The sequence below is a fragment of the Agrobacterium sp. RAC06 genome (assembly GCF_001713475.1).
Lineage (GTDB): Bacteria > Pseudomonadota > Alphaproteobacteria > Rhizobiales > Rhizobiaceae > Allorhizobium.
This window is the reverse complement of sequence record NZ_CP016499.1, coordinates 4,427,968-4,453,287: the sequence shown is the minus strand read 5'-3', so window position 1 is coordinate 4,453,287 and position 25,320 is coordinate 4,427,968. Positions and strand designations below refer to the sequence as shown.

Genomic DNA, 25,320 nt, shown 5'->3' with positions numbered 1-25,320 from the left:
AAAACAAAAGGGCCCGCCGTCTCAACGATCAAGGATGGCGCGAATCTCGACCATGTTGGAGCGGACGCGCAGGATATAGAAGCCCATGGTCGCGAGATGCGTCGGCATGATCCAGCCGTCTTCGCTGCCATTCGAGATGATTGCCGGCCGGATGCGCAGCGAGGCTTGCAGCTGGAGCTCGAGCTCGGTCCAGATGGCAGTCAGATTGCGCTCACGGATAACGTCGCCGAAATCGGCGCGGGTCGCCCGCAGGATTGCATACTGGGCATAGAGCTGACCATAGGCGAACCAGAAGCGGTCGTCGGCACGGGTATCGAACCAGCCGGCGTTGAACTCTTCCGAACGGCGGCGAAGAATGTCGGAGGTATTGCCGAGGTCGCTGGCCATGCCGTCGAGCAGCTGCAGCAGGTTGTCGGAGCGGGTATCGAAGACGGATTCGCAATTGGCAAGCGAGGTGTTAAAGCGGTTCCAGCTCTCGACAGCAGCCCTGTAGTAGCTCGGGGTCGGCGTCTTGAAGCCGAAGGGATCGGTGCCGAAATACCAGGTTCCCTCGTCGAACTGGATATTGCCGCGCGCATCCTGCAAATCGTTGTTGATGCCGGAGGTGCCGCGCACGCGGCCCAGGTTGTCGGCGAGCTGAATGGCGGTCCGGCGCACCACCTGGTTCACGCCGCGCTGGAACGAAGCCTTGTTGTCCATGAACGGCGTCGTATCCCAGTCAAGCCCGAACAGGCCGAGCTTGTAGAGAAGCGTCGAGGAGACCCAGCTGTTCTGATTGACATTCTGGTCGGTCAGCGCGGCACTCATCATCACCACAGCCGAGTCCTGGCAACGATTGGCCTCCCCCGGCAGCGGCGAGCCGGCCGGAACCGTGCGCTCCTCAAACTTGTAGGTTTGAACGAAGGCCGGGTCGAAGGCGTGCCACACCTGGGTGCGATAGATGAACTGTCCATAGACGATCACCAGCAGCACGAGGACGGCAAGGATCGGTCCCTTGATGATCCAGCTGCGGTCGCGATACCAGCCATGGGCGGCGAGGAACGGCCAGAGGAACCAGGCGACCACCATGCCGATGCCGCGCCCTATGGCGGCGAAGACGCGCTGGAAAAACGCGATGATGGGATCAAGCATGGTCATCTCCTAGTCCATAAAGGCGTTTGCGGAAGGCGGCCTTGTCCTTCAGATAAGTGTCGGACAGGCGGGATACAACATAATCGCGATAGGCTTCCGGATAGCGCTCGTAAGCGCGGTAGAAGCCCTGCTTGTCGAAGACGAAGCGCGAGACGAAATCGTCTGCCGTCAGATGCGCGATCAGCCGGTTTGTCAGCCACTGATCGGGATGGTCCGGCTCGGCGCGTACCAGCCACAGCCGCAGCTTCGGATCGATATCCGCCATTCTGAGGTTTCCGGTGCGCGCGAGCGTCCGCAACGCCTCTTGCAAGAGCGGATAAATGCCGCGATCGCCGATCACCTTGGCGTTCCGGTGCAGAAAAGTCTGCATCCAGACCGCATCGATGCGCGCGAGATCCGGGACAGGATCGAGCGTGGCGGCGACCGACAGAAGCGCCATCTCCAGCCGGTGCGCAAAGAGGCCCGAGCTTTCCACCCAACTGGCCCGGGGCAGTTCGAGCCGGCCGGTGCGGGCCAGGAAGTCGGCGACCTGGGCGGTGTCATCGATCGAGATGTAGCTCACCTGCCAGGGCCGCGACCGCCGGAAACCAGGGGCTTCGGGATCGCAGATGACGGTGGTGATCTTCTCGTCGACAAAGACGAAGACACCGCCGAAATGATCGGCCCAGAAGGCATCATGGCGGAAGACGAGTTTATCCGGCACCAGCGTGTTCTGCCGGATATCGCCGGTCTCTTTCGCCAGCGACACCATGCGCTCCAGCATCGCGTCGTCGCGCCAGCCATCCGGGCTCGTTACCAGCGCGTCGCAGAGTTGCCGCAGTTGCCCCGCCTTGCCGAGCAGGTCCTCGGCCGACAGCACCTTGAACTTTACCTCGTTGATCGACAGCAGGTCGTCGAGCGTCTTCACCTCGGAAACACTGTCCTCGATCTCGCCATAAAGCGTATCCTTGAGCGTGATCGCATGGATCGCGCGGGCATTGGCCGAAAAGAACTCGTGCATCAGGCCGGCGGTGTTGGAAAAGCTCGTATGCACCACCGGCAGACTGTCCTGCTCCGGGGTCAGGATGATGAAGCGCCGGTTGACCTTCAACGGATCCAGATAATCGGGATCGCCCAGTTCTGCCGCCACCTGTGGCGAGAAACCGGTGATGTCGATGTCGAATTCGGCGAGCGTGGTCTCGGGCAGGTCGAAGGCGGCAAGTGCCTTGTTGTAGCGCGCGACCAGATGCGGCTCGCGGATCGCAAGCAGGCGGCCATAGATGAGTTCGGCTTCGAGGAGGCGGTTCATGCGGTATCTGTGACCTTCCTGTCCTCGTGCCGCCAGTAAAGGTCATCGAGGTCGAGCTTCAAGACATCGGCGATCGCTTTGAGTGTTGCGACACTGCCGTCCTTCTTGCCTGTTTCGATCTCGGACAGATAAGCGGTGCTGATTCCGGCAGCGGCAGCAAGGTCCTTGGCCGCCATACCGCGAAAATCGCGCCAGACGCGGATCGGGCTTTCACCTTCACCCATCCGGTTGACGTACTCGGCAGGGATCAGCTCTTCCTCGCCCGCAGCTAGCTTCCTCTCGAAACCAACGACAGCCAGACTGTCTTCCAGATCCTCGATGCGCTCGATCAGTGCTTCGTAGTCTTTGCGGCTGAGTACGATCATCTCTTCGCCATTTGGCGTCGTAAACGATGATGCGATCGTCATCAGAGCTCTCCCTCATAGGCTTCACCGCGTGCTGCCACACGCACCACGTCGACGACGGTTCCGTCTTCACGGAAGATCACGCGCCAGTCCCCGATCCGCAGGCGATGGTAACGGCTGTCACGTAACTTTTTGACATTGTTGGCGAGTGAAGCCGGGTCGGCGGCATACTGAAGAACCTTAGACCGGATACGTCGCGCCTCGTTTGCCGGCATCCGGTTCAAGCTACGAATGGCATCCTTGCTGTAAACAACGTCCCGCACATTCTACCCCTCTACTCCGGTCCCGACAACCAAATTCGCAAATAGCGAATTTCACCACATCCCCTCGCCCTTCATCTTCTCTATCTCGCCGATCGCCCGTTCCCGCTGGCGCTCGCGGCGGATGATCTCCTTAACCGCAGCATCATCCGACTTGTCGGCGTAGCGGAATTCCGAGTCGGCGTAGCGGTTGATCTCCTGCAGGATCATCTCCATCGTCACCGGGCCGCGCAGTTCGGAGATCATCGCCTTCTTCTCGTCGTAGCTCTTGTGGACGAAGGCGTCAGGCTTTTCGAACCAGGCGTCGGGCAGTTCGACGTCCATCGCCCGCATCTTGATCGCATCGGTGATGTTCTTGATCGCCCGGCCGGTAAAGCGCGGTTCGGCGAGCTTGATCGCATGCAGATAGCCGCCGACATCGGCGAGCGTCTCTATTCTGCCTTCGGTCTTCTCGTAGCGTTCCCAGACCGCAACAAGCCCGTCTTCCTTCGGGCGGTCATGCTCGCCATAGGAGCGGCTGACCGCCTGCTGGATCTGCTGACCCGCGAACAACTGGTGTTCGCCAAGCGGGATCTGATGGTTCTTGCCAACGAGCAGCGAGAAGATGTCGATATAGTCCTCGCGGCTCTGCGGCCCGTCGACCAGCCAGCGGGCCCCGGCGCGCTGGCGAAGCGCATCGTCGACATTCTCAGGATAGTTGGAGAACATGCCGAAGCTGGCATTGCCGCGGACAACGGTCGAGGCACCGGCGAAACTCTCCATCAGCACCGCCGTCACCTCGTGCTGCCCGGCCGAAGCCCGGTCGTCGGAGCGCTTGGCCGTCACCTGGTCGACATCGTCGATCGTGCCGAAACCGATGACGCGCGGGTTGAGCACGTTGTTGACGAAACTCTTGGCATTCTGGCCTGACTTGCCCTGATAGGACGAAATCTGGTCGACGCCGAAATTCTCGTAATGGAAGGCATAGCCCGCCATCCGGCAGTAGTCGTTGAGGAGACCCGCCAGCATCTGGATCAGGATCGTCTTGCCAGTACCCGGCATGCCATCACCGATGAAGGTGAAGAGAAAGCCGCCGAGATCGACGAAGGGGTTCATCTGCCGGTCGAAATCATAGGCCATCAGCATCTTGGCGAGCTTCAGCGCCTGATACTTGGCGATATGGTTGCCAACAATTTCTTCCGGCTTCTTGAAGCTCATCGAAAGCGGCTTCGATTTCACGCCCGGCGCGGCATCGAAGCCATCCAGAGTAAAATCGTCCTGATCGACGCGGATATGGGCGTTTTCGAAAACGCCGAGATGTTCGAAACGCGCCTTGCGGGTCAGAAGCCCGTTGAGCGCAAGATCAGCCACACCGCGCACCCGGCCGATCAGCGTCACATCGTCGCCCGCCCCCTGCACGGCTGCGTCAATGCCGGCGACCATGCTTTTCAGCGCATCCTGAGCAGTATCGAAGAGGAAATCCGGCGCGCGGATGCCGTCGAGCTGCTCGCCTTCACCCGCGACGGTGGATTTCAGATAAGCGGCAAAGGCAAAGGCCGCGACATAGGCCTGGGACGCGAGCAACGCCTTGAAGCGGGCGGCTTCCTCGCTTTGCAACGGCGCGCTGATGTTCCGCGCCTGCAAAGGCTCCAGCTCGCTCTGCCGGGCAAAGACATCCGATATCGCAAGCGCCACCTGCGCGCCGCGCCTGACGCGGTAGAGCACGGTATGCTGGGCAGGCGTCAACAGCGGATCGGCAGCGCCGGTCGCCTGAATGGTCTTGGAAAGTTCGATTTCGCGGGTGCGTCGCACGGAGCCCGTTGAAACAGTCGAGACGAAACGCCGCCCTGTACCAGCAATCGGGGCACCCGAAACACCTTCGCCCTGATCGAGCACCACGATGCGTGTCACCAGCCCCTGAGCGACGGCCAGATGCTTGGCGACATCTTCTTCCCGCAGCGTCGTAAGGCCTGCCGTCAGTTCACTCATGCTCAGACCTCGCTCACGACCTGATTGCCGGAAATCACGTGAACCTTGAAATTGCCGAAGATCGGTTTGATCTCGCCGGCGGCATAGAGCGCCTGATAGGCGTCATGCGGCACCAGCGCGTGTTTCTCATAGGTGGAGACACCCATGCGCGCCGCTTCGAGATCATGCGTTTCGATATGGAACTCCTGGGTAGCCGGCGTCGAGGAGAAGAAGCCCTTCACCGCGGGCTGTTCGCGCTTGGAGAACACCTCCTGCACCGTCCAGGTCATCACCCAGGCGTTTTCGGGCTTGCGCACTCGATCGAGGATCTCGGTGACCCGCCCGGAATTCTGAGTGAGCCCCGTCGAATAGAGCGGGCCGAGCACAATGCGGCGGACCGACTTCGGATGCAGTGTCGGGAAATCGCGGTCCATGTTGGTGGCGATGGTCGCAGGCGTCAGCGAATAGGCGGAATTCCTGGCACAGAAATCGTCGAATGTGCGGGCGAGCTCGGGATTGAGCAGACCGCCCACCGGAAGCGGGATCTCGACCTCGTCATTGAGCTTACCCTCAGCCGTCACAAGGATCTTTGCGACATTCTCGGAGGAATCCTCGACCGTCGCCAGATAGATCATCGGCAGCGTGCTCACGCCATCGAAGGCGGCCCAGCTGACAAGATAGGAGGGCCGGCGCGACTGCGGATTGACGCTGACGGCAACGGTGGTCGGCAGGACGAAGGGCGAGAAGATCTCGCCGGCACTCACCTGCTCCAGATAGAGCCGCTCGGCAATCTGCTGCTGCAATGCTGCCGGAAACTCCTTCTGCCGCAGGATGAAGTCGACCATTTCCTCGCGCAGCTTGGATACGGCGGGAATGGTCGAAAGCCGTGTGGCGGCGCCCGCGCGATCGTTTTCCAGCTCCAGCACGTTCTGGAAGATCGGAAAGCCGCTCTCGGCCTGGGCGATCTTGAATTGGCCGGTAAAGCCGATTCGGTTCTGCCAGGAAGTGAAGGAGTTCCGGAGGCGATCAAGATAGGGCAGCAGGTGAAGCGTCGGCGGCCCTTTCTCGCCGAAGCGGCGATCGGACTGGCCGAAGAACTGCTCGAGCCCCGCAAATGCAGAGGCCATAGTGGTGAAATAGTGCGTGACGGCACTGTTGCGATCGACGGCGTTCATGCCCCTCCCCCCATCGACAGGACCGCGCACCGCGAACGCGGCACGCGGCCAGATGGCCGCGTCCACATCAACGACATGCTCAAGGCTTCACGTAGTCGGCCGAATTGTGCTTGTCGAGAACCGCCTGGAAACGCCGGGCGAAGGCCTCGTCCGCAAGCTTCTTGCGGCGCTGGATGTCCTGCGTCGAGAGCATGTTCTTCTCGTGCAGTTCCAAGAGATCGCCTATATGCCGCTGGGCGGCTGCACCGATGCCGGCCATCGTTTCTTCGGCCGCCGTATCGACCTGCGAGCCCAAGGTGTTGATCCGGTGTGCGACCTCCTGCTGGGCAGCGGTCTTCAGCGAATCCTCGAGCGCCTTGTAGAGCACGATGCGCTGCTCGGTATCGATGCTCAGCTTGTTGATCAGCGTATTCTGCGCCGCAATCTGGTTGTTCAGACTGTCGACGAAGGTCTGGAACATCGAGGTATAGCGTTCGAGTGTCTGGCTTTCGGCAAGCAGCTCCTGCTCGCGGGCCTGCGCCTGATTGTAATCTGTCGCAAGCTTCGAGCGCTGGGCTTCGAGTTCGGTGCGCTCCGAGGTGTCTGTGGAAGCGGCAATCTTGTTTTCGATGTCGAGCAGCGCCGGATTGAGCGTTTCGATCTTCGTCTGCGTCTCTTCGAGATTGGCGATCGTCTGCTTGCGCCGCTCGATCACCTGCACGAGGCTCGCCTCCGAGGTCTTGTAGCGCTCTTCGAGAACCGTCTTCTGTTCCTTCAGGATGCCGACGATGCTGTCGGACTTGGCGAGCAGTTCCTGCAGGTTGCCGGCAAGCGACATGTTGCGGACGCGCTCGGTGCGCATGCGCTGCGCTCTCTGCTTGGAGAAGATGCCGATGAACTTTTCCATGCCGGAAAAGCTCTTCATGCTCTCGAACTCGGCGCCGAAGACATTGGTCGCGTCCTCCAGCCCGATGATCAGGTCGGCGATATTCGCCTCCATAACCTTCTGCTGGTTGAGGACATCCGAGATCCGGGCGTTCTCGATGTCGAAATCCTGGCCAACCAGCTTCGAATCGCTTTTGGCCAGCGTATCCAGCACCACGCTCGACTGGTCGATCTTTCCACGCATCTCCGAGACGATCTTACGCGTCTTTTCGATCTCAGTGTCGAAGCCTTGCAAAGTCGCCATGTTGTCTCCCTGTCCCTCATGCCGGCGGCTCGCCGGTCTCGTCTCTTGCCACCATAGCGCGTTTCCCGACGCGGGAAAGTATCGCAGCGCACAGCACCGGTCGCCCTCTCCCGATATGGAGGGTCCGAACGCCCACACAAGAGGCGCTATCAGAGAAATGCGACAGCCGCGAAACGGCCGCCGCATCAAGGAGTTGCGAGGATCTTACTGACCGCCGGCGGCAGGATCCTTGAGATAGGCGAGGATGTTGGCGAGGTCATCGTCCTTCTTCACCCCGGCATAGGCCATCTTGGTGCCTTTCACGACGGCCTTTGGCGCCTTCAGATATTCGGAAAGCAGAGCCTCGTCCCAGACCTTGCCCGCACCGAATGCGGTCATTGCCGGCGAATACTTGTAGTCGCCGATCGAAGCGACCGGGCGGCCGACGATACCCTGCAAATGCGGGCCGACCTTGTTCTTGGCCTCGGTCGCGACATGACAGGCCTGGCAGGCCTTGAACGCCTTGGCACCGGCAACCGGATCGCCATCGGCGAGAGCCGGAAACGGAGAGGCCGCAAGCGCGAGCAGCATGATCATTGAAGACGTCTTCATCGAAACTCCTGTATGCATCCAATTGGCGCAAGTGCGCGCCGCCGCCATGGCATCACCTCATCGCACAACAGGCAAGCACTTGCTTTGACGCCCATCAAGCACTCGAACTTTTTTCCGCCGCCCGAGTTCCCTGCCCTGTAGGGGCTAGAGGTCGCAAACAGGGACGGTGGTGCGACGCAAACGCGCGGGCATCCTTGCAATTCTCCGGTATTGAATGTTGACTTGGGAACATCAATAAGAAAACCGGGAGCCTTTCAATGACGTCACTTCTCATTTGTCGCCGCACCCTTGCGGCCGCTGTATCGCTGATCGCCATCAGCGCCATGCCGGTCTCCGCCCAGGAAGCCGAAAGCTGCTCGACCGTCCGCTTCTCGGATGTCGGCTGGACCGACATCACCGCCACCACAGCCACCGCCTCCGTTCTGCTGCAGGCGCTCGGCTATGAGCCGACGACAACGGTCCTCTCCGTGCCGGTCACCTATTCCTCGCTGAAGAACAAGGATATCGACGTCTTCCTCGGCAACTGGATGCCGACGATGGAAGCCGACATTGCGCCCTACCGTGAAGACAAGTCGGTCGAGGTCTTCGGCCCGAACCTCGAAGGCGCGAAATACACGCTCGCCACCAATGCCAAGGGCGCCGAACTCGGCATCAAGGATTTTGCCGACATCGCCAAGCATGCCGACGCGCTGGAAGGCAAGATCTACGGCATCGAGCCGGGCAATGACGGCAACCGCCTGATCCTCGACATGATCGACGCCAACAAGTTCGAACTCGGTGACTTCGAAGTCGTCGAATCCTCCGAACAGGGCATGCTGGCCCAGGTCGCCCGCGCCGAAAAGGATGGCCAGCCGGTCGTCTTCCTCGGCTGGGAACCGCACCCGATGAACGCCAACTTCAAGCTGACCTATCTGTCCGGCGGCGATGACGTCTTCGGGCCGGACTTCGGCGGCGCGACCATCTTCACCAACACCCGCGCCGGTTACACGGCCGAATGCCCGAATGTCGGCAAGTTCGTCACCAACCTCAAGTTCTCGCTCCAGATGGAGAACGAGATCATGGGCAAGATCCTGAATGACGGCCAGGATGCAGAAGCCGCTGCGTCCGATTGGCTGAAGGCCAATCCGGCGGCTGTCGAGCCCTGGCTCGCTGGCGTCACCACCAAGGATGGCGGCGACGGCCTCGCGGCCGTGAAGACGGCACTGGGCCTCTAAGCCCTGTCCATCGATCGTGGAACCGCGCGACAGGAAGGGGGATCCGGCCGCGCGGCCTCCCAGGCATTGAACCTGTGGCCAATCGGGGACGAACATGGATTTTCTGACAGACAACAAACTGCCCATCGGGCCCTGGTCGAAGAGCTTCGTCGACTGGCTGACCGATAACGTCGATTTTGTATTTGATTTTATCGCAACGATCCTCAGCGCGTCGATCAACGCGATGCTCTTCGTGCTTCAGGCACCCTTTCTCAAGGGAACAGCGCTGGAAGCCTTCTATCCGCTGTTCATGATCGCGCTGTTTTCGCTGCTCGCCTGGTTCATGCGCCGCTCGCTCGGTGTCACAGCCTTCACCTTTTTCGGCCTGCTCCTCATCTTCAATCAGGGCTACTGGAAGGAGACCATGGAGACACTGGCACTCGTACTGGCGGCAACCGGCGTGTGCATGGTCATCGGCGTACCGATCGGCATCGCCTGCGCCAGACGCCCCTGGCTCTATGCAGTGGTCCGCCCCATTCTCGACCTGATGCAGACGATCCCCACCTTTGTCTATCTCATCCCGGCGCTGATCCTGTTCGGCCTCGGCATGGTGCCCGGCCTGATCGCGACCGTGATCTTCGCGATCGCCGCCCCGATCCGCCTGACACGCCTCGGCATCATCTCCACCCCGCCCTCTCTGGTGGAAGCGGCCGTGGCCTTCGGCGCGACCCCGACCCAGGTGCTCCGCAAGGTCGAACTGCCCTTCGCCATGCCGCAGATCATGGCGGGACTGACCCAGACGATCATGCTGTCGCTGTCGATGGTGGTCATCGCCGCGCTCGTCGGCGCAAGCGGCCTCGGCGTGCCGGTCGTTCGGGCTCTCAACACCGTCAACATCGCGCGTGGCTTCGAGGCCGGTCTCTGCATCGTGATCCTCGCCATCATCCTCGACCGGATGTTCCGCATTCCCGGAGAAGAGACATGACCGACGCCGTAATCTTCGACAATGTCGACATCGTCTTTGGCGACAATCCCCAGCGTGCGCTCGAAATGCTCGATCAGGGCAAGAGCCGCGACGAAATCGGCGCTGAGACTGGCCTCGTGCTCGGCGTGGCCGGCGCCTCGCTCACCGTCAAGGAAGGCGAGATCCTCGTGCTCATGGGCCTTTCCGGCTCGGGCAAGTCGACACTGCTGCGCGCCGTCAATGCACTCGCCCCAGTGGTACGCGGCAATGTCAGCGTGCGCACGGAAAACGGCTATGTCGACCCCTATAAGGCATCAGCCCAAGTACTGCGCGATCTGCGCATGCACACCGTCTCCATGGTCTTTCAGCAGTTCGGACTCCTGCCCTGGCGCACAGTGGCAGAGAATGTCGGCTTCGGTCTCGAACTGGCCGGCGTAGCCGAAGCGGAGCGCAAGGAGCGCGTCGCGACTCAGCTCGAGCTCGTCAACCTCTCGACCTGGGCCGACCGTAAGGTCAACGAACTCTCCGGCGGCATGCAGCAGCGCGTCGGCCTTGCCCGCGCCTTCGCGACAGGTGCCCCGATCCTTCTCATGGACGAGCCCTTCTCGGCGCTCGACCCGCTGATCCGCACCCGTCTCCAGGACGAGCTTCTCGAATTCCAGGCGCGGCTGAAGAAGACCATCCTCTTCGTCAGTCACGACCTCGACGAGGCCTTCCGCATCGGCAACCGCATCGCCATCATGGAAGGCGGCCACATCATCCAGTGCGGCACGCCGCAGGAAATCGTCCAGAACCCGACCAACCAGTATGTCGCTGATTTCGTGCAGAACATGAACCCGATCAACATGCTGGTCGCCTCGGACGTGATGCGCTCCGGCGTGACCGGCGAACAGCGCCAGGTTACCGGCACCACGGCGCCGGCAACACCGCTCGTCGACATCCTGGATGCGCTGTCGCGTCAACCTGGCACGATCGGGGTCGTTGACAACGGCGTCGTCATCGGCACGATCGACGCTCAGGATGTGGTGAGCGGGTTGACCAAACATCGCCGCAAGGCGTGACGTGCCCTGCCCCGCATCGATGACAGGCGCATGCGGGAGACGGACATGAACGACAAGCCCCAGGTAATCAGGGATACCGACGACGATGCGCGCCGCCAGGCGCGCATTTTGCTGCGGGGCGCGCGATTCGCGGCGATCGGCGTGATCGATCCGGAGACCGGCTTTCCTTTCGTCAGCCGCGTGCTGCTCGGCATGGACAGCGACGGCGCCGCGGTCATTCTCGTCTCCGGCCTGTCCGCCCACACGACGGCCCTGCTCGCGGATCCGCGTGCCTCTCTTCTGACAGGCGAACCAGGCAAGGGCGACCCGCTTGCCCATCCGCGCCTGACGCTGCAATGCAAGGCCGAAACCGTCGAGCGCGACAGCGATACGCACCAGAGGCTGCGCAGCCGCTTCCTCGCCCGCCATGCGAAATCGCAGCTTTACATCGACTTCCCCGACTTTCGATTCTTCCGGCTGAGGCCCGAACGGGCGAGCCTGAATGGCGGATTCGGCCGTGCCTATCATTTGAGCAGCGCGGATTTCTCGATCCCGCAAATCAATGATGATTTGTTTGAGTGTGAGGCGGCCTTACTGCGAGAATTAGGGGGGCGGCATCCGGAGCTCGCAACGCGCATCGCGACAAAAATTCACGGCGCCCCTGGGGGCGACTGGCGCATTGCCGCCATCGATTCGCACGGATTAGACATCGTTTTCAAAGACTTGCTGATTCGCCACGAGTTTGTGACGCCGATCACAAATGCCCAACATCTGCTATTAGAGTTACCTAAATCAGTATACGCAGTACCTTAAATTTAGGCATATACAAATTGGATGATGCTGGTAGAGTTTAGCCTCCAATTAAGTGATGGATTTTCAACGACTGCCACTCCCCCCAAGGGCGCTCGACCAAAGAAAGTTGAACTGAGATGAAAACGAAAGCTTTGTCCGAACAATCGACCGTTGCTGCAGGCTTGCTGTCCGCCATGGCAAACCCGAAGCGACTGATGATCCTCTGCAGCCTCGTCGAAGGTGAGGTTCCCGTCGGTGTTCTGGCGACCCAGGTCGGCCTGAGCCAGTCGGCTCTGTCCCAGCACCTCTCCAAGCTTCGCGCACAGAAGCTGGTGAAGACGCGTCGCGACGCACAGACGATCTACTACTCCTCGACCTCGGAATCGGTGATCAAGATCCTTGCAACGCTGGAAAGCATCTATTGCCCCCCGGCAGCGAGCAAGACCGCCGCTTGATGACAGCGCTGCCAGAAGCGCACTGATTGAGGGTGGGAGGCGATCAGGTGAACATCCGCTCGCGCGGATGAAGCCTCTGGCATTCGATATTTCAAAGCCCCGGACGGCATCGCCGCCGGGGCTTTTTTGCTTGGCACCGACGGCACGCGCCTTTTCAGCAACGGGTCGTCGATGCATCGCGCTTCCATCACCCGAATTCAGCGATCCATGACCTTTGTTGATGCGCCCCTGCCGGTGGCTTGACCATGCCATGCGCCCTGATAACGTGACGGCGCAATCAACGGAGTTCGGCCCTTGCAGCCGACATCAGGGAGAATGGCCGCCCGCGACCAAAGGGCCATGGAGAACACGATGTCTAACCGCCTCAATTCCACGCCGAACGACCTGCGCGCCTTCTGGATGCCGTTCACCGCGAACCGCCAGTACAAGAAGGAGCCGCGCCTCTTCGTCGGCGCCAAGGACATGCACTACACCACCCATGACGGACGTCAGGTGCTCGACGGCACCGCGGGCCTCTGGTGTGTGAATGCCGGCCACTGCCGCCCGCTGATTACCGAAGCAATCCGCGAGCAGGCCGGCGAACTCGACTATGCGCCGGCCTTCCAGCTCGGCCATCCCAAGGCTTTCGAACTGGCCAACCGCCTGATCGATCTCGCCCCCGACAACATGGCCCATGTGCTCTACACCAATTCCGGCTCGGAATCTGTGGAGACGGCGCTCAAGGTGGCCCTCGCTTACCAGCGCGTGAAGGGACAGGGATCGCGCACCCGTCTGATCGGTCGCGAGCGCGGCTATCACGGCGTCAATTTCGGTGGCATTTCGGTTGGCGGCATTGTCTCCAACCGCAAGATGTTTGGCACGCTCCTGACGGGCGTTGACCACCTGCCGCACACCCACCAGCCGGCCAAGAACGCCTTCACCAAGGGCATTCCCGAGCATGGCGGCGACTTGGCCGATGAACTGGAGCGCATCGTCACCCTGCATGACGCCTCAACCATCGCCGCCGTGATCGTCGAGCCGGTCTCCGGTTCGACCGGCGTTCTGATCCCGCCGAAGGGCTATCTGCAGCGCCTTCGCGAGATCTGCACCAAGCACGGCATTCTGTTGATCTTCGATGAAGTCATCACCGGCTTCGGCCGCCTCGGCGCGCCGTTTGCTGCCCAGTATTTCGACGTGAAGCCCGATATCATGGTCACCGCCAAGGGCCTGACCAACGGCGTCATCCCGATGGGCGCGGTCTTCGTCACCGCCGAGATCCATGACGCCTTCATGCAGGGACCTGAGCACATGATCGAGTTCTTCCATGGCTATACCTATTCCGGCAACCCGATCGCCTCTGCAGCCGCGCTCGGCACACTCGACACCTACAAGGAAGAGGGTCTGCTGACCCGCGCCTCGGAAATCGCCCCGTATTGGGAAGAGAAGCTGCACTCTCTGAGGGATTGCCCGAACGTCATCGACATCCGCAATCTCGGCCTGATCGGTGCGATCGAGCTGAAGCCGATCGATGGCGAGCCGACGAAGCGCGCCTTCAACGCATTCCTCAACGCCTATAACGACGGCCTCCTGATCCGCACCACCGGCGATATCATCGCGCTTTCGCCGCCGCTGATCATTACCCACGAGCAGATCGACGAGCTGTTCGACAAGCTGCGCAAGGTGCTGATGAACAACATCTGAGGCCTGCACTCGGAACCAGATGCAAGGAAGCGGCCCGCGTGGCCGCTTTTTTTGTAGCTTGCGCGAAGCTGACCATCGATTTCACTCGCGCTTGTCGCTTGTCGCACCATCCCGTATTCTGTCGGGAATCGCACGTTCGATCCTGGCGCAGATGATCGCGAAAGGCTCGGGCGACGACTTCAGCACATCCGCAATCGTCATCACCGACATCACGTCGCAAAGGGCGCAAGCGGATCTGGTCCCTGGAGGAAATCCGTGGTTGACCTCTTCAAGCGTATGTTCGGTAAAGACGTTTCCCTCGCAAACTCACCCGCAAGGGCAGCCCCGGAACCCGAGGCGATCTCCGCAGCGCGCGCCGACGAAGCCCGCCTTGCCGCTCGCCGGGCGCAGATCAGCAATGATCTCTTCGAACTTCAGCAAATCGCCATGGCCGAACTTGCCTTGCGCAAGGAACAGGACGCAGCCGCCGCCAAGGCCGGCTTCGAAGCCGAAGACGGCGTTGGCGGCCATATTCTGACCGTCTGAAGACGGGCCTTACCGTCAGGCCATAGGCTGCCCCGACAAAGCTGTGGCGTGATCGCACACCACGGCATCGGGTCTTTTGCTGCTCGTCGTTTTTGTCTAAAGCGATCACGGGGAGCAACAAAAGAACCCGAATGGCGCTGAAACCGACATAGATCGGTCGCGCCGACCCAAGGAGCAGGACATGAAATTTCAACTCTTCGCAGGCGCAGCCTTGGCCGCGCTGATCGCCAGCGCCCCCGCTGCCCGTGCCGAAATCGTGCTCGGCCTGATGGCGCCGCTGACCGGCCCGCTGGCAGCCGTCGGCGCGCAGATCAAGAATGGCGCCGAAACCGCCGTTGAGGAAATCAACAAGAAGGGCGGGATCAACGGCGAACAGGTGACCCTGAAAATCGCCGACGACGCAGGTGAGCCGAAGCAGGGCGTCTCCGCCGCAAACCAGCTCGTCGGTGAAGGCGTGCGTTTCGTCGTCGGCCCGGTCACCTCGGGTGTCGCCGTCCCCGCGTCCAGCGTTCTCGCCGAAAACGGTGTGCTCATGGTCACCCCGACCGCGACCGCCCCTGACCTGACCGCCCGCGGCCTGACCACGGTGCTTCGCACCTGCGGCCGTGACGACCAGCAGGCGGACGTCGCCGCCAAGCTCGTTCTCGGCGCCTACAAGGACAAGAAGATCGCCATCCTCGATGACAAGGGCCAGTACGGCAAAGGTCTCGCCGATGCCTTCCAGGCAGCCCTGAACGCCGGCGGCGTCACCGAAGTCTTCAAGGATTCGCTGACAGCAGGCGAAAAGGATTTCGGCGCCCTCATTACCCGCCTGAAGGCCGAAGGCGTCGAGGTCATCTACTTCGGCGGCTACCACCCGGAAGCCGGCCTGATGGTCCGCCAGATGAAGGATGCCGGTCTTTCGGCCCAGCTGATCGCCGGTGACGGCCTGTCGAACAACGAATTCGTCACCATCGGCGGCGACGCTGCCGAAGGCACGATCTTTACCAATGCGGCCGACGCGCTGAAGAACGATGACAGCAAGGCCGCCGTCGACGCGCTTGCCGCCAAGAACATCCCCGCAGAAGCCTTCACGCTGAACACCTATGCAGCTGTCGAGGTCATCGCCGCCGGCATCGCCAAGGCCGGAAGCACCGACGACGCGGAAGCTGTGGCCGCAGCACTGAAGGACGGCTCGGAAATCCCGACCGCCATCGGCAAGCTGACCTACGGCGAGACCGGCGACCTGACCTCTCAGAGCTTCGCGGTCTACAAGTGGGAAGCTGGCAAGACGGTCGCTGCCGAGTAAGCTGACACGCTATCTGACCTTGAAAAGGCGGCCCACGAGGGTCGCCTTTTTTGTTGGCAAACGAAGATTGGAGAGCACACCAGTGAAACGAACGACTGCGCGCGCGAAGTCCCGATACTTGGACAGCACATGATCGTGCCGATTTATAGTTTGATATCCTCGATCAAACTCGTTCGGCAAGTGTGCCAGAAAGCTTCGCTCAATGTTCGGCTGCAAGGAGTACTCAACTCAACCCGGTGGAACTCTCATGGCGCCCATTATACTGATCACCTTTGCAGGCCGACGCAATCGGATGGAAATCCTCACGAATTATGTGAAGGCAGCGCTTTCTGCCGGGATCATCGACGAGTGGCACGTCTGGGACTTCACCCGTTCCGAAGAGGACCGCCTCTGGGTCTCCGAGAACTTCGGGCCCGCGCGCTTCATGCATCCGGACACCCCCTACAATCCTGCAGGCGAGGTGACCGCCTTGTCGCCGTTCCGCATGGATGCGGGCATCGGCGGCGATCTGCATCTGGCATTACTGCCGAAGAACGATCCGGACGTCTTCTACGAGTTCGTGGTCGGCGGCTGGGACAACCAGTTGAGCGCGGTTCGCAAGATGGGCCGGTCGGAACTCGCGACCTTCAACCGTGACACGGTTCCGCGGATTGCCGAATTCTCGACACCGGGCATCCTTTCCCCCAGCCTGCCCAACCCGGTTGCCCTGGCGATCGACCGCAATGGCCACCCTGTCCTGACAGTCAACGGCATGAAGATCGGTCCGATCAACGAGATCAATCTTTCCGGCGGCGCCGATGTGATGGTCCGTGGCGGCTGGGGTTCAGACCTCGAGATCCTCAACGTCAACGATAAGGTCCGCCGCTATATCGGTCCGCGGAACGAGAAATACCCCTACCACCACACCTACGCCTATTATTCGAAGCATGCGAACCGATTCCAGGACGCCATCTTCATGAAGTGCGACGATGATATCGTCTACATGAACCTGGAGCGCCTGAGCGATTTCATCGCCTTCCGCCGGGACAATCCGACCCCCTTCCTGGTTTCGGCCAACGTCGTCAACAACGGTGTCTGCGCCCACTGGCAACAAAGGTCGGGCTCCCTTCCCATCGAAGTCGGCCACTTCGAAATGCCGCCGGGTGGCCTCAACGGCAGCCTCTGGGAAAGCGGAAGCCGTGCGAATGCGCTGCATGACTATTTCCTCCAGACGCCGGACAAGCGCATGCCACTTGTCCAACCGGTCGTGGAGGTGAAGGAACGGGTTTCGATCAACTTCATCTCATGGCTAGGTCAGGATCTGAAGCACTTCGGTTTCCGGCGTCTAGGCGACGAAAAGGCGCTGGCCGTCGACATGCCTCGAATTCTGAACAGGCCCGTGGCGATCTACTCCGATTTCGTCGTCAGCCACTTGAGCTTCGGGCCACAGGAGGCCGAACTGCATGTCGATCGGCTGGTGTCGGCTTATGGCGATCTGATGCGGCTGCAACTGGCGGCGTGATCGAGCGCCAGGCGCGGGCTCGAACAAATTGAAGCCCGCGCAAAGCCGCCTTACGAGGGTCGACAGCCTAGGCTATTGCGAGGCTCAGCGGCCCTTTTCAGCATTGGCGCCTCCTCACTCGGCGTAGATCATTTTCCGCGTCATGCCACCATCAAGCGTCAGCACCGATCCGGTCATGAAGCCGGCGTCGGCGAGATAGAGCACGGCTTTCGCGACATCCTCCGGTCGCCCGACGCGGCCGGCTGGATGTTGGGCATGGTCTTCGGGCAGCAAGTCGTGGTCTCCCGAGATCCAGCCGGGCGCAATGCCGTTGACCCTGATCTTCGGGCCGAGACTGACTGCAAGGGCGTGGGTCAACCCGAAGAGACCACCTTTCGAGGCAGCATAGGCTTCCGTATTCCTCTCCGACATGAAGGCACGCGTCGACAGCATGTTGATGATGGACGCCCCCTCCCCCATCAAGGGCACGGCAGCACGTGTCATCAGAAAGGCCGCCGTCAGGTGGCTGTCCGTGACCTTGCGCCAATCGTCGAGCGAGAGGCTGATGATCGGTCCCCGTTCCGGACTGGCAATCCCGGAATTGTTGACCAGCAGATCGAGGCTTGTCCAGCCGAGTTCGGCGAAAGCGGCCGAAACGGCCGCCTCATCGGAGACATCACAGAGAAACGACCGGATGCCGGCCGGCCCCGCCTTCAGATCGAAGGAGGCCACCTCATAACCGGCGGTCTGGAGAGCGGTGCAAACTTCTGCGCCGATAAGGCCGGCGCCGCCTGTGACGATTGCATGTTTCATGAAGCCTCAACGGCGACAGACGGGGAAAGTTTCGCTTAGAGTTCAGCCAGCGTTAAAGTAGCCGGTCGCGATACTCCGGTGCCGGCAGCCAGCAGCTTTCGCGCTTGCCGAAGAGCCGGTAGCGGTTTCTCGCGAGCAGAAGGTAGAGCGGGTCGCGGATGAACCGGGGGACGAACCGAAAGACCGACAGGACCTTCCAGGGCCAGCCGAGGCCGGCATAAATCGACAACACGGCATCGCTGTCGCGCAGCATGTGCTCGCCGTCGACCACGATAATGCTGTCCGGATTGCCAGGATCGATGCCGAAGCGGCGGTAGAGCGCCGAGCCCACCTCGCCCTGCATCGAAGCCAGACGAAACCGCTTCTTGCCATCTTGCGAAAGCACGAATTGCGCATTGGCCGAACACAGGATGCATTCGGCATCGAAGAGGATGATTGGGCCGCCGGCGGGTATGGTGTCCATGAGAGGCAATCTAGGCGTCTCTAGGACCAACGACAATGCGGCAAGCTGTCATTACCGGCAACGGAGATCGTGACAGACGCAGCGACAGCGTTAGGATGGCGAAATCTGGCAACAGGCGGGAAGAGGTCGGGAGGATGGACATGAAGAAGGGCTACAAGGACTTGCTGGCGGAAGCGGAGGCACTGGTCGAGGCGGTAGATGCGTCGGAGGCAGCGCGTCTGCATTCGGCGAGCAATGTTGTCTTCGTCGACCTGCGCGACCCGCGCGAGCGCGAACGGGAAGGCACGATCCCGGAGGCCTTCTCCTGCCCGCGCGGCATGCTGGAGTTCTGGATCGACCCGGAGAGCCCCTACCACAAACCAGTCTTTGCAGAGGGCAAACTCTTCCTTTTCTTCTGCGCCAGCGGCTGGCGCTCGGCGCTGGCGACGAAGACGGCACTTGAGATGGGGCTGGAAAACGTCTGCCATCTCGAAGGCGGCTTTTCCGCATGGCGAGATCGGGGCCTGCCGGTCGAGACGGTCATGGTGAAGACGAAGGGCTGACGGGCGACCAGCGACCGGCCGCACGTTGAATACCGAGGGCTCTTGCTCTATCTTGAAGCGTGAAAGCCGCACGATCGCAACCCTCGCGCATGACGGCGACGAGGCTGGGTCGATGCTCCGCAACGGCCCGCGTTCGCCTTGTCCGTGACAGGAGGTCATGGCAGGTGTCGTGAGGGCCAAGTCTCGTGAGGAGACGATCATGGTCGAACGCATCAGCAGGACTTCACCAAGCGCCGCCTCTTCGCAGACGGAAGGCGGCCACACCCTGAACCTGGGTTCCGACGCGCAAAACGCCTGGGTCGCGGCCCGCCAATCGAAGATCAATCACGACCTCGAAGAACGGCATCAGCAAGATGCAGACGAGAAGATCTCCGAAGGCGCTGCTGCGGAAGACGACGGCGATGCCAAGGAGAAGCGTCTCTCCGGCGAGAGCGAGCGCATCGGCACCCAGAATTTCGATGAAGACACCCCGTTCGGCGAGCGTGTCGTGATCGTCTGAACAGGAGCACCTCTTCGAGGAAGCCCCAGCGAAGACAGCCCTGGAGAGCTCGAGAGTGAAGCTCGACATATCCGCGTCGCACTTTGCCGCCAATCCCTTTAGGGTGCGGCCAAACAGACGAGGACCATCAATGCCCCATACGATTCGCATCGCCAACCAGGAACTTGCCGTCGAGGTCTCGACGCTCGGCGCAGAAATGCAGTCGCTAAAGACAGCGGATGGCCGTGATTTCCTCTGGAACGGCGATGCCACCTGGTGGACGGGGCGGTCCCCCATCCTCTTCCCGATCGTCGGCAAGGCGCCGGACGACCGGTTGGCGATCGATGGCAAGACCTATCCCATGGCGCAACACGGCATCGCTCGCCGCCGCGAGTTTGCAATTGTCGTGCAGACGGCGACGGCCTGTCGCCATGAACTGGTCTCGAGCGACGAAACGCGCGAGGTCTATCCCTTCGATTTTCGCCTGACGCTGGAGCACCGCCTCGACGGACGCAGCCTGTCGGTGACGGCAACCGTCGAGAACACCGGCGACGGGCTATTGCCCTTCGGCCTCGGTTTTCACCCTGCCTTTCTCTGGCCTTTGCCAGGAGCCGAGGGCAAGCCGCATCATGTTCAGCTCCACAATGGCGCCGAACCTGCCGTTGTGCAGCTCGAAGCCGGACTGATCGGCAAGCGCCTACCCTCCCCCTTCACGGCCGGAAGGCTCGATCTGAACCATGCGCTCTTTGCCAATGATGCACTGGTCTTCCCTGAAGATGCGGGCACGGGGCTCACCTATGCCGCAGAAAGCGGGCCCTCGATGCATTTCACTTTCGAGAACCTGCCCAATATCGCCCTTTGGCAAAAGCCTGGCGCCCCATTCCTCTGTGTCGAACCCTGGCACGGCATGGCGGCCCATGCGGGTGGGACCGCCGAACTGGTTGAACGGCCCTATACGGTGGCCCTGCCGGCAGGAGATGTCATGCGCTTCGGGTTTTCAGTCGAGATCAGGGGGTAAGGAAGAAGGTCCCATGCGACCCGGATCATAAGCGCGCCTGGTCATCCCTGGCGGCGGTCCTCTCCGGGAAATTCCCTTGACTGCGCTTCGAGACTAGCGCTCGAGACACCTCTTGCTCGCTGCCATCCTTCGGCTACTCTCCACGGGTTACCAACCGTGGAGAGGGCAACCCCAATGTGCAATCATTGCGTGATCGAGAATGTGAAGCAGAACATGCTGTCGCGGCGCTCGCTGTTCAAGGGCATGGCGTTTGCGGGCGCGGCCGTCGCCGCCGGCGGAGTTTCCAAGCCGGTTCTGGCGCAGCAGAGCCCGAGCAAGGTGGTGGACCTCACCCACGCCTATGACGAGACCTTCCCGACCTTCGACGGCAACCCCGGCATTGAATATGAATGGGCGGTCAAATTTGAGGGTAACGGCTACCAGCTTCACAAGCTGACAATCTTCGAGCACACGGGCACCCATATCGACGCCCCCTTCCATTTCAGCGCCGACGGCAAGAGCGTCGACCAGATCGAACCGCAACAACTGGTCGCCCCACTCGCGATCATCGACATCACCGACCGCGCCAAAGAAGACGCCAATGCGATGGTCGAGGCGGCAGACGTCGAGGCCTGGATCAGCGCCAATGGCGAGATCCCTCGGGGCGCGGTCGTGGCACTTCGCTCCGGCTGGGCGAAGAAGGTGGGTGAACCCGCCTTCCGCAACGACGGCGAAGGCAAGTTCGCCTTCCCGGGCTTTGCCAAGTCGGCGACCGACCTACTCGCCACCCTCGATGTCGCGGCAATCGGCGTCGATACGCTCTCGCTCGATCCGGGCAATTCGGCCGACTTCGCCGTGCACAACAGCTGGCTGCCGGGCGGGCGCTACGGCATCGAATGCCTGAACAATCTGGAGGAGCTTCCGGTCACCGGAGCGACGATCATGGTCGGCGCCCCGAAGCACAAGCGCGGCACCGGTGGGCCGGCCCGCGTCCTGGCGCTGGTTTGAGGACGAGCACATGGCTGTCCTCCCTCTCCTCAGCGACGAGCAGGCGAGCGCGGAAGCGCTCGCCGTCTTCGACGACATCCGCGCCAAACGCGGCACCGACTACGTCAACAACTTCTGGCGGGCGCTCGCCCATGATCCGGACGAACTCAAATCCGTCTGGGAGCGTCTGCAGACCGTGATGGCACCCGGCGCCCTCGACCCGCTGGTGAAGGAGCTGATCTACATCGCGGTGTCGGCGACGAACGGCTGCGCCTATTGCGTTCATAGCCACACCGCCTCGGCCAAGGCCAAGGGCATGACGCCCGAGATGCATGCCGAGCTCTTGCAGGTCGTCTCCATGGCGAGCCGCACCAATGCGCTGGCACTGGCGCTTGGCGTGCCGGTGGATGAGCGGTTTGAGGCTCATCCCGCCAGCAAGGGTGTTTGAGAAGCTGCACCGCAGATCGAGATCGTGGCCCTTTCCCTCTACCCGTCCCAGTCGCTACAGTGCCGGGAACAACAGAATCGGAGACGCCGCATGACCGACCTCGAACGCCGCATCGATCAGGGGACAGGCCGCGAGCCGGCGGATCTCGTGTTGAAGGGTGGGCGCTTCTTCGATCTGGTCACCGGCGAACTGGTTGCCTCCGACATCGCGATCTGCGGCGAAACCATCGTTGGAACCGTCGAGGACTATGAAGGCCGCGAGGTCATCGACATCACGGATAAGATCGTCGTGCCCGGCTTCATCGATACGCATCTGCATATCGAAAGCTCGCTGGTGACCCCGCATGAATTCGACCGTTGCGTGCTGCCTTATGGCGTGACGACCGTGATCTGCGACCCGCACGAGATCGCCAATGTCCTGGGCACCGAGGGCATCCAGTTCTTCCTGGATTCCGCAGAGCAGACGATCATGGACATCCGCGTCCAGCTTTCGTCCTGCGTACCGGCGACACATCTGGAAACGTCGGGTGCCGACCTGCCGATCGAAAGGCTCCTGCCCTTCCGCGATCATCCGAAGGTGATCGGGCTTGCGGAATTCATGAATTTTCCGGGCGTGATCCACAAGGATCCGATCTGCATGGCAAAGCTCGAAGCCTTCCAGGACGGCCATATCGACGGCCATTCACCGCTCTTGTCGGGCCGAGACCTGAACGGCTATCTCTCTGCCCGCATCCGCACCGACCACGAATGCACGAGTGCTGCGGAAGCCATGGAGAAGATCCGCAAGGGCATGCATATCCTTGTGCGCGAGGGCTCGGTCTCGAAAGACCTGCACGCGCTGATGCCGATCCTGACCGAGCGGCTGTCGCCCTTCCTCGCGCTCTGCACCGACGACCGCAACCCGCTCGATATCGCCGAGCAGGGCCATCTCGACTATCTCATCCGCGAAGCAATCAGACACGGCGTGGATCCCATCACCGTCTACCGCGCCGCCTCGATTTCGGCCGCCCGCGCTTTCGGACTTCGCGATAGAGGCCTCGTGGCACCGGGCTGGCGGGCCGATCTCGTGGTCATCGACAGCCTCGAAAACTGCAAGGCCGATATGGTTTTTGCCGGCGGCCGGCGGGTGACCGACGATCTCTTCGCCACCCGCAAGCCGGTCGCCCCCGTCGGGCTCGACAGCGTCAAGGCACGGGAAGTGAAGGCTGCGGACTTCGGCGTGCCGGTCGCAGAGGGCGAAACACCCGTGATCGGCGTCATGCCCGGCAAGATCATCACCGAACACCGCCGCTACCGCCTGCCGACCTCGGGCAACCAGACCTCCGTCGATCTCGAAAATGACGTGATCAAGGTCGCCGTCATCGAGCGTCACGGCAAGAACGGCAACCACGCCAATGGATTCGTTCAGGGGTTCGGCCTGAAGAAGGGCGCCATCGCCTCGACCGTCGGCCATGACAGCCACAATATCTGCGTCGTCGGCGTCTCAGAAGAGGACATGGCGCTCGCCGCCAACAGGCTCGGCGAAATCAAGGGCGGCTTCGTCGTGGTGGAAGACGGCAAGGTCACCGGCGAGATCCCGCTGCCCGTCGCCGGCCTGATGAGCCTCGAGCCCTATGAGAGCGTGCGCGACACGCTGCACCACTTGAGACAAGCCGCCTATGCCCTTGGAACACAACTCGAAGAACCTTTCCTCCAGGTCGCCTTCCTGCCGCTGCCGGTGATCCCGCATCTGAAGATTTCCGACAAGGGCATGGTCGATGTCGACAAGTTCTGCCTGATCGGGTGAGGATTGGCAGCGGACCATAGAAGTCTTATGTTTGAAGCGAGGATGAAGCCATGACCCGTCTCGAACGTCTTGTAGAAATGGTCCGCGAACTGTCGCCTGAGGAGTTCGACACCTTTGCGGCCTCGGTGGAAGAACTGCGCGCCGAGCGCTGGGATCGAGAGATCGAACACGATTCGGCAGCAGGACAACTGGACAAACTCATCGAGGGCGCGTTGGCATTGGCATCTCACGCGGGTGCGCGAACGCGGCCGCTGTGAATCACCACACGACACCGGAGTTCTGGGCTTGTTACAACGCACTTCCAGAAGCGGTTCGCAAACTCGTCGACCGTAACTTCGATCGCCTGAAGGTCGATCCCCAGCATCCATCTCTGCACTTCAAGCAGATCGGCAAGGTCTGGTCGGCGAGGGTCGGCATTGGACATCGGGCGCTTGCCGTCCGGTCGAGCGAGGACTGGATCGGCTCTCATGCGGATTACGATAAACTGATCACTCGATGATCGCTGTGTGCTGGAGGCATGTGGTCCCGCCGCATCACCCAGGAACACAGGATCGTCTACGCCGTTGTCGGCATGGGAGAAGACCAGACGCTGGTCATCCTGCAATGCCGCTACCATTACTGACGAGGGCCCATGGTATCCGAGACTGAAGGCAATCGAATCAAGCCGTTCCGCCAGCGCCTCGTTCGCCTCTACTACGGCCGCGATACCGCCGCGATCCGCTTCCAGTTCACGCTGATGGTGATCGACATCGCGATCATCGGCTTCTTCCTCGCCGGACCCTATCTGCGTGATCGTCCGAGTTACCTGATCCTCGACTACATGATTGCCGCCTGGATCGCGGTGGAGCTGATTGCCCAATGGTCGGCGTCCTGGTCGACGCGCCGCTTCCTGATGCGGCCGATGACCTGGATCGATCTTTTCGTGCTGGGCACGCTGCTCTTCCCGCAATGGCTGTTCAACTTCGCCTTCCTGCGCGTGGCGCGCATCTGGGCCGTCGCCCAGCGACCGGTCTTCAAACTGATGCTGAACCGGCTTGGGCTGAAGGAGCAGACGGATGTCGTCACCGCCTTCATCAATCTCTTCGTCTTCCTCTTTCTGGTAACCGGCTTCGTCTACACCTTCTTTTTCTATCGCGAAGATCCCGGCACCGGCTTCATTGATGCGATGTATTTCACCGTGGCGACCGTGACGACGACGGGTTTCGGCGACATCACGCTGCCCGGCACCTTCGGCAAGTTGACGTCGATCGTCACCATGATCATCGGTATCTCGCTCTTTGTGCGGCTCGCCCAGGCGATCGTCCGCCCCAACAAGGTGACCTTCCCCTGCCCGCAATGCGGGCTTCAGCGACACGACGTGGACGCCGTGCACTGCAAGGCCTGCGGCCATGTGCTCAACATTCCCGATGACGGCGCCGTCTGATCG

The 25,320-nt window shown here is 61.4% G+C and carries 29 protein-coding genes; 19 read left to right on the top strand and 10 right to left on the bottom strand.

Annotation, left to right across the window (positions count from 1 at the left end; all coding sequences use genetic code 11):
- Positions 1-21: 21 nt before the first annotated feature.
- The 8 genes from BSY240_RS21110 to BSY240_RS21075 all read right to left on the bottom strand — a co-directional run bounded on the left by BSY240_RS21110 (position 22) and on the right by BSY240_RS21075 (position 7,964).
- On the bottom strand, positions 22-1,131 hold the full coding sequence (locus tag BSY240_RS21110) for a DUF2333 family protein (RefSeq protein ID WP_069043624.1): 1,110 nt from the start codon (positions 1,129-1,131) through the stop codon (positions 22-24).
- Complete coding sequence (locus BSY240_RS21105) at positions 1,124-2,419, bottom strand: DUF6638 family protein (protein WP_069043623.1); 1,296 nt, start codon at positions 2,417-2,419, stop codon at positions 1,124-1,126. The genes BSY240_RS21110 and BSY240_RS21105 overlap by 8 nt, the downstream gene beginning before the upstream one ends.
- The gene (locus BSY240_RS21100) at positions 2,416-2,826 is read right to left on the bottom strand and encodes a helix-turn-helix domain-containing protein (protein WP_054148478.1); all 411 of its coding nucleotides are present in this window, start codon (positions 2,824-2,826) and stop codon (positions 2,416-2,418) included. The genes BSY240_RS21105 and BSY240_RS21100 overlap by 4 nt, the downstream gene beginning before the upstream one ends.
- A complete protein-coding gene (locus tag BSY240_RS21095) occupies positions 2,826-3,086 on the bottom strand; it encodes a type II toxin-antitoxin system RelE family toxin (protein WP_083229691.1) in 261 nt (86 codons plus the stop codon). Before BSY240_RS21095 ends, BSY240_RS21100 begins: the two co-directional genes overlap by 1 nt.
- A gap of 51 nt (positions 3,087-3,137) precedes the next feature.
- Complete coding sequence (locus BSY240_RS21090; protein ID WP_069043622.1) at positions 3,138-5,051, bottom strand: AAA family ATPase; 1,914 nt, start codon at positions 5,049-5,051, stop codon at positions 3,138-3,140.
- Between the two features lie 2 nt (positions 5,052-5,053).
- On the bottom strand, positions 5,054-6,205 hold the full coding sequence (locus tag BSY240_RS21085; protein WP_069043621.1) for a hypothetical protein: 1,152 nt from the start codon (positions 6,203-6,205) through the stop codon (positions 5,054-5,056).
- A gap of 79 nt (positions 6,206-6,284) precedes the next feature.
- The gene (locus BSY240_RS21080) at positions 6,285-7,373 is read right to left on the bottom strand and encodes a hypothetical protein (protein WP_069043620.1); all 1,089 of its coding nucleotides are present in this window, start codon (positions 7,371-7,373) and stop codon (positions 6,285-6,287) included.
- Between the two features lie 204 nt (positions 7,374-7,577).
- Complete coding sequence (locus BSY240_RS21075) at positions 7,578-7,964, bottom strand: c-type cytochrome (protein ID WP_069043619.1); 387 nt, start codon at positions 7,962-7,964, stop codon at positions 7,578-7,580.
- Between the two features lie 323 nt (positions 7,965-8,287).
- On the opposite strand from BSY240_RS21075, the gene BSY240_RS21070 reads away from it, so the two are divergent.
- The 9 genes from BSY240_RS21070 to BSY240_RS21030 all read left to right on the top strand — a co-directional run bounded on the left by BSY240_RS21070 (position 8,288) and on the right by BSY240_RS21030 (position 17,402).
- Positions 8,288-9,178, top strand: coding sequence for a choline ABC transporter substrate-binding protein (locus BSY240_RS21070; protein WP_371418488.1), 891 nt, complete (start codon positions 8,288-8,290; stop codon positions 9,176-9,178).
- Between the two features lie 94 nt (positions 9,179-9,272).
- Positions 9,273-10,142, top strand: coding sequence for a choline ABC transporter permease subunit (choW, locus tag BSY240_RS21065; protein ID WP_054148472.1), 870 nt, complete (start codon positions 9,273-9,275; stop codon positions 10,140-10,142).
- Positions 10,139-11,182, top strand: a complete 1,044-nt coding sequence (choV, locus tag BSY240_RS21060) for a choline ABC transporter ATP-binding protein (protein WP_054148471.1) — start codon at positions 10,139-10,141, stop codon at positions 11,180-11,182. The genes choW and choV overlap by 4 nt, the downstream gene beginning before the upstream one ends.
- A gap of 45 nt (positions 11,183-11,227) precedes the next feature.
- Positions 11,228-11,974, top strand: a complete 747-nt coding sequence (locus tag BSY240_RS21055; RefSeq protein WP_069043618.1) for a HugZ family pyridoxamine 5'-phosphate oxidase — start codon at positions 11,228-11,230, stop codon at positions 11,972-11,974.
- Between the two features lie 116 nt (positions 11,975-12,090).
- The gene (locus tag BSY240_RS21050) at positions 12,091-12,408 is read left to right on the top strand and encodes an ArsR/SmtB family transcription factor (RefSeq protein ID WP_006725707.1); all 318 of its coding nucleotides are present in this window, start codon (positions 12,091-12,093) and stop codon (positions 12,406-12,408) included.
- Positions 12,409-12,759: 351 nt separating this feature from the next.
- Positions 12,760-14,088 (top strand): aspartate aminotransferase family protein, encoded by a 1,329-nt coding sequence (locus BSY240_RS21045; protein WP_054148537.1) that lies wholly within the window; start codon positions 12,760-12,762, stop codon positions 14,086-14,088.
- 255 nt (positions 14,089-14,343) lie between these two features.
- Positions 14,344-14,613: a hypothetical protein gene (locus BSY240_RS21040; protein WP_069043617.1), complete on the top strand. Its 270-nt coding sequence runs from the start codon at positions 14,344-14,346 to the stop codon at positions 14,611-14,613.
- 181 nt (positions 14,614-14,794) lie between these two features.
- Positions 14,795-15,901 carry a branched-chain amino acid ABC transporter substrate-binding protein gene (locus tag BSY240_RS21035; RefSeq protein WP_069043616.1) on the top strand — a complete coding sequence of 369 codons (1,107 nt, stop codon included), beginning with the start codon at positions 14,795-14,797 and terminating at the stop codon, positions 15,899-15,901.
- Positions 15,902-16,148: 247 nt separating this feature from the next.
- The gene (locus BSY240_RS21030; RefSeq protein WP_069043615.1) at positions 16,149-17,402 is read left to right on the top strand and encodes a hypothetical protein; all 1,254 of its coding nucleotides are present in this window, start codon (positions 16,149-16,151) and stop codon (positions 17,400-17,402) included.
- A gap of 114 nt (positions 17,403-17,516) precedes the next feature.
- Here the strand turns inward: BSY240_RS21030 and BSY240_RS21025 are convergent, their stop codons facing one another.
- Positions 17,517-18,194, bottom strand: coding sequence for an SDR family oxidoreductase (locus BSY240_RS21025; protein WP_069043614.1), 678 nt, complete (start codon positions 18,192-18,194; stop codon positions 17,517-17,519).
- A gap of 52 nt (positions 18,195-18,246) precedes the next feature.
- A complete protein-coding gene (locus BSY240_RS21020) occupies positions 18,247-18,657 on the bottom strand; it encodes a thiol-disulfide oxidoreductase DCC family protein (protein WP_069043613.1) in 411 nt (136 codons plus the stop codon).
- A gap of 140 nt (positions 18,658-18,797) precedes the next feature.
- On the opposite strand from BSY240_RS21020, the gene BSY240_RS21015 reads away from it, so the two are divergent.
- The 10 genes from BSY240_RS21015 to BSY240_RS20970 all read left to right on the top strand — a co-directional run bounded on the left by BSY240_RS21015 (position 18,798) and on the right by BSY240_RS20970 (position 25,317).
- Positions 18,798-19,199, top strand: a complete 402-nt coding sequence (locus BSY240_RS21015) for a rhodanese-like domain-containing protein (RefSeq protein WP_069044084.1) — start codon at positions 18,798-18,800, stop codon at positions 19,197-19,199.
- 199 nt (positions 19,200-19,398) lie between these two features.
- Positions 19,399-19,698, top strand: coding sequence for a hypothetical protein (locus BSY240_RS21010; RefSeq protein ID WP_069044083.1), 300 nt, complete (start codon positions 19,399-19,401; stop codon positions 19,696-19,698).
- A gap of 130 nt (positions 19,699-19,828) precedes the next feature.
- Positions 19,829-20,695: an aldose 1-epimerase family protein gene (locus BSY240_RS21005; protein WP_069043612.1), complete on the top strand. Its 867-nt coding sequence runs from the start codon at positions 19,829-19,831 to the stop codon at positions 20,693-20,695.
- A 174-nt stretch (positions 20,696-20,869) separates the two neighbouring features.
- The gene (locus tag BSY240_RS21000; RefSeq protein ID WP_069043611.1) at positions 20,870-21,682 is read left to right on the top strand and encodes a cyclase family protein; all 813 of its coding nucleotides are present in this window, start codon (positions 20,870-20,872) and stop codon (positions 21,680-21,682) included.
- Between the two features lie 10 nt (positions 21,683-21,692).
- On the top strand, positions 21,693-22,109 hold the full coding sequence (locus BSY240_RS20995; protein WP_069043610.1) for a carboxymuconolactone decarboxylase family protein: 417 nt from the start codon (positions 21,693-21,695) through the stop codon (positions 22,107-22,109).
- A 90-nt stretch (positions 22,110-22,199) separates the two neighbouring features.
- A complete protein-coding gene (ade, locus tag BSY240_RS20990) occupies positions 22,200-23,894 on the top strand; it encodes an adenine deaminase (RefSeq protein ID WP_069043609.1) in 1,695 nt (564 codons plus the stop codon).
- 50 nt (positions 23,895-23,944) lie between these two features.
- Positions 23,945-24,151, top strand: coding sequence for a hypothetical protein (locus BSY240_RS20985; protein ID WP_069043608.1), 207 nt, complete (start codon positions 23,945-23,947; stop codon positions 24,149-24,151).
- Entirely contained in the window at positions 24,148-24,393 is a 246-nt protein-coding gene (locus BSY240_RS20980; protein WP_069043607.1) for a hypothetical protein, read from the top strand. Before BSY240_RS20985 ends, BSY240_RS20980 begins: the two co-directional genes overlap by 4 nt.
- A gap of 18 nt (positions 24,394-24,411) precedes the next feature.
- On the top strand, positions 24,412-24,516 hold the full coding sequence (locus tag BSY240_RS20975) for a type II toxin-antitoxin system YoeB family toxin (RefSeq protein ID WP_083229690.1): 105 nt from the start codon (positions 24,412-24,414) through the stop codon (positions 24,514-24,516).
- A 9-nt stretch (positions 24,517-24,525) separates the two neighbouring features.
- On the top strand, positions 24,526-25,317 hold the full coding sequence (locus BSY240_RS20970; RefSeq protein WP_054148456.1) for an ion channel: 792 nt from the start codon (positions 24,526-24,528) through the stop codon (positions 25,315-25,317).
- Positions 25,318-25,320 lie beyond the last annotated feature (3 nt).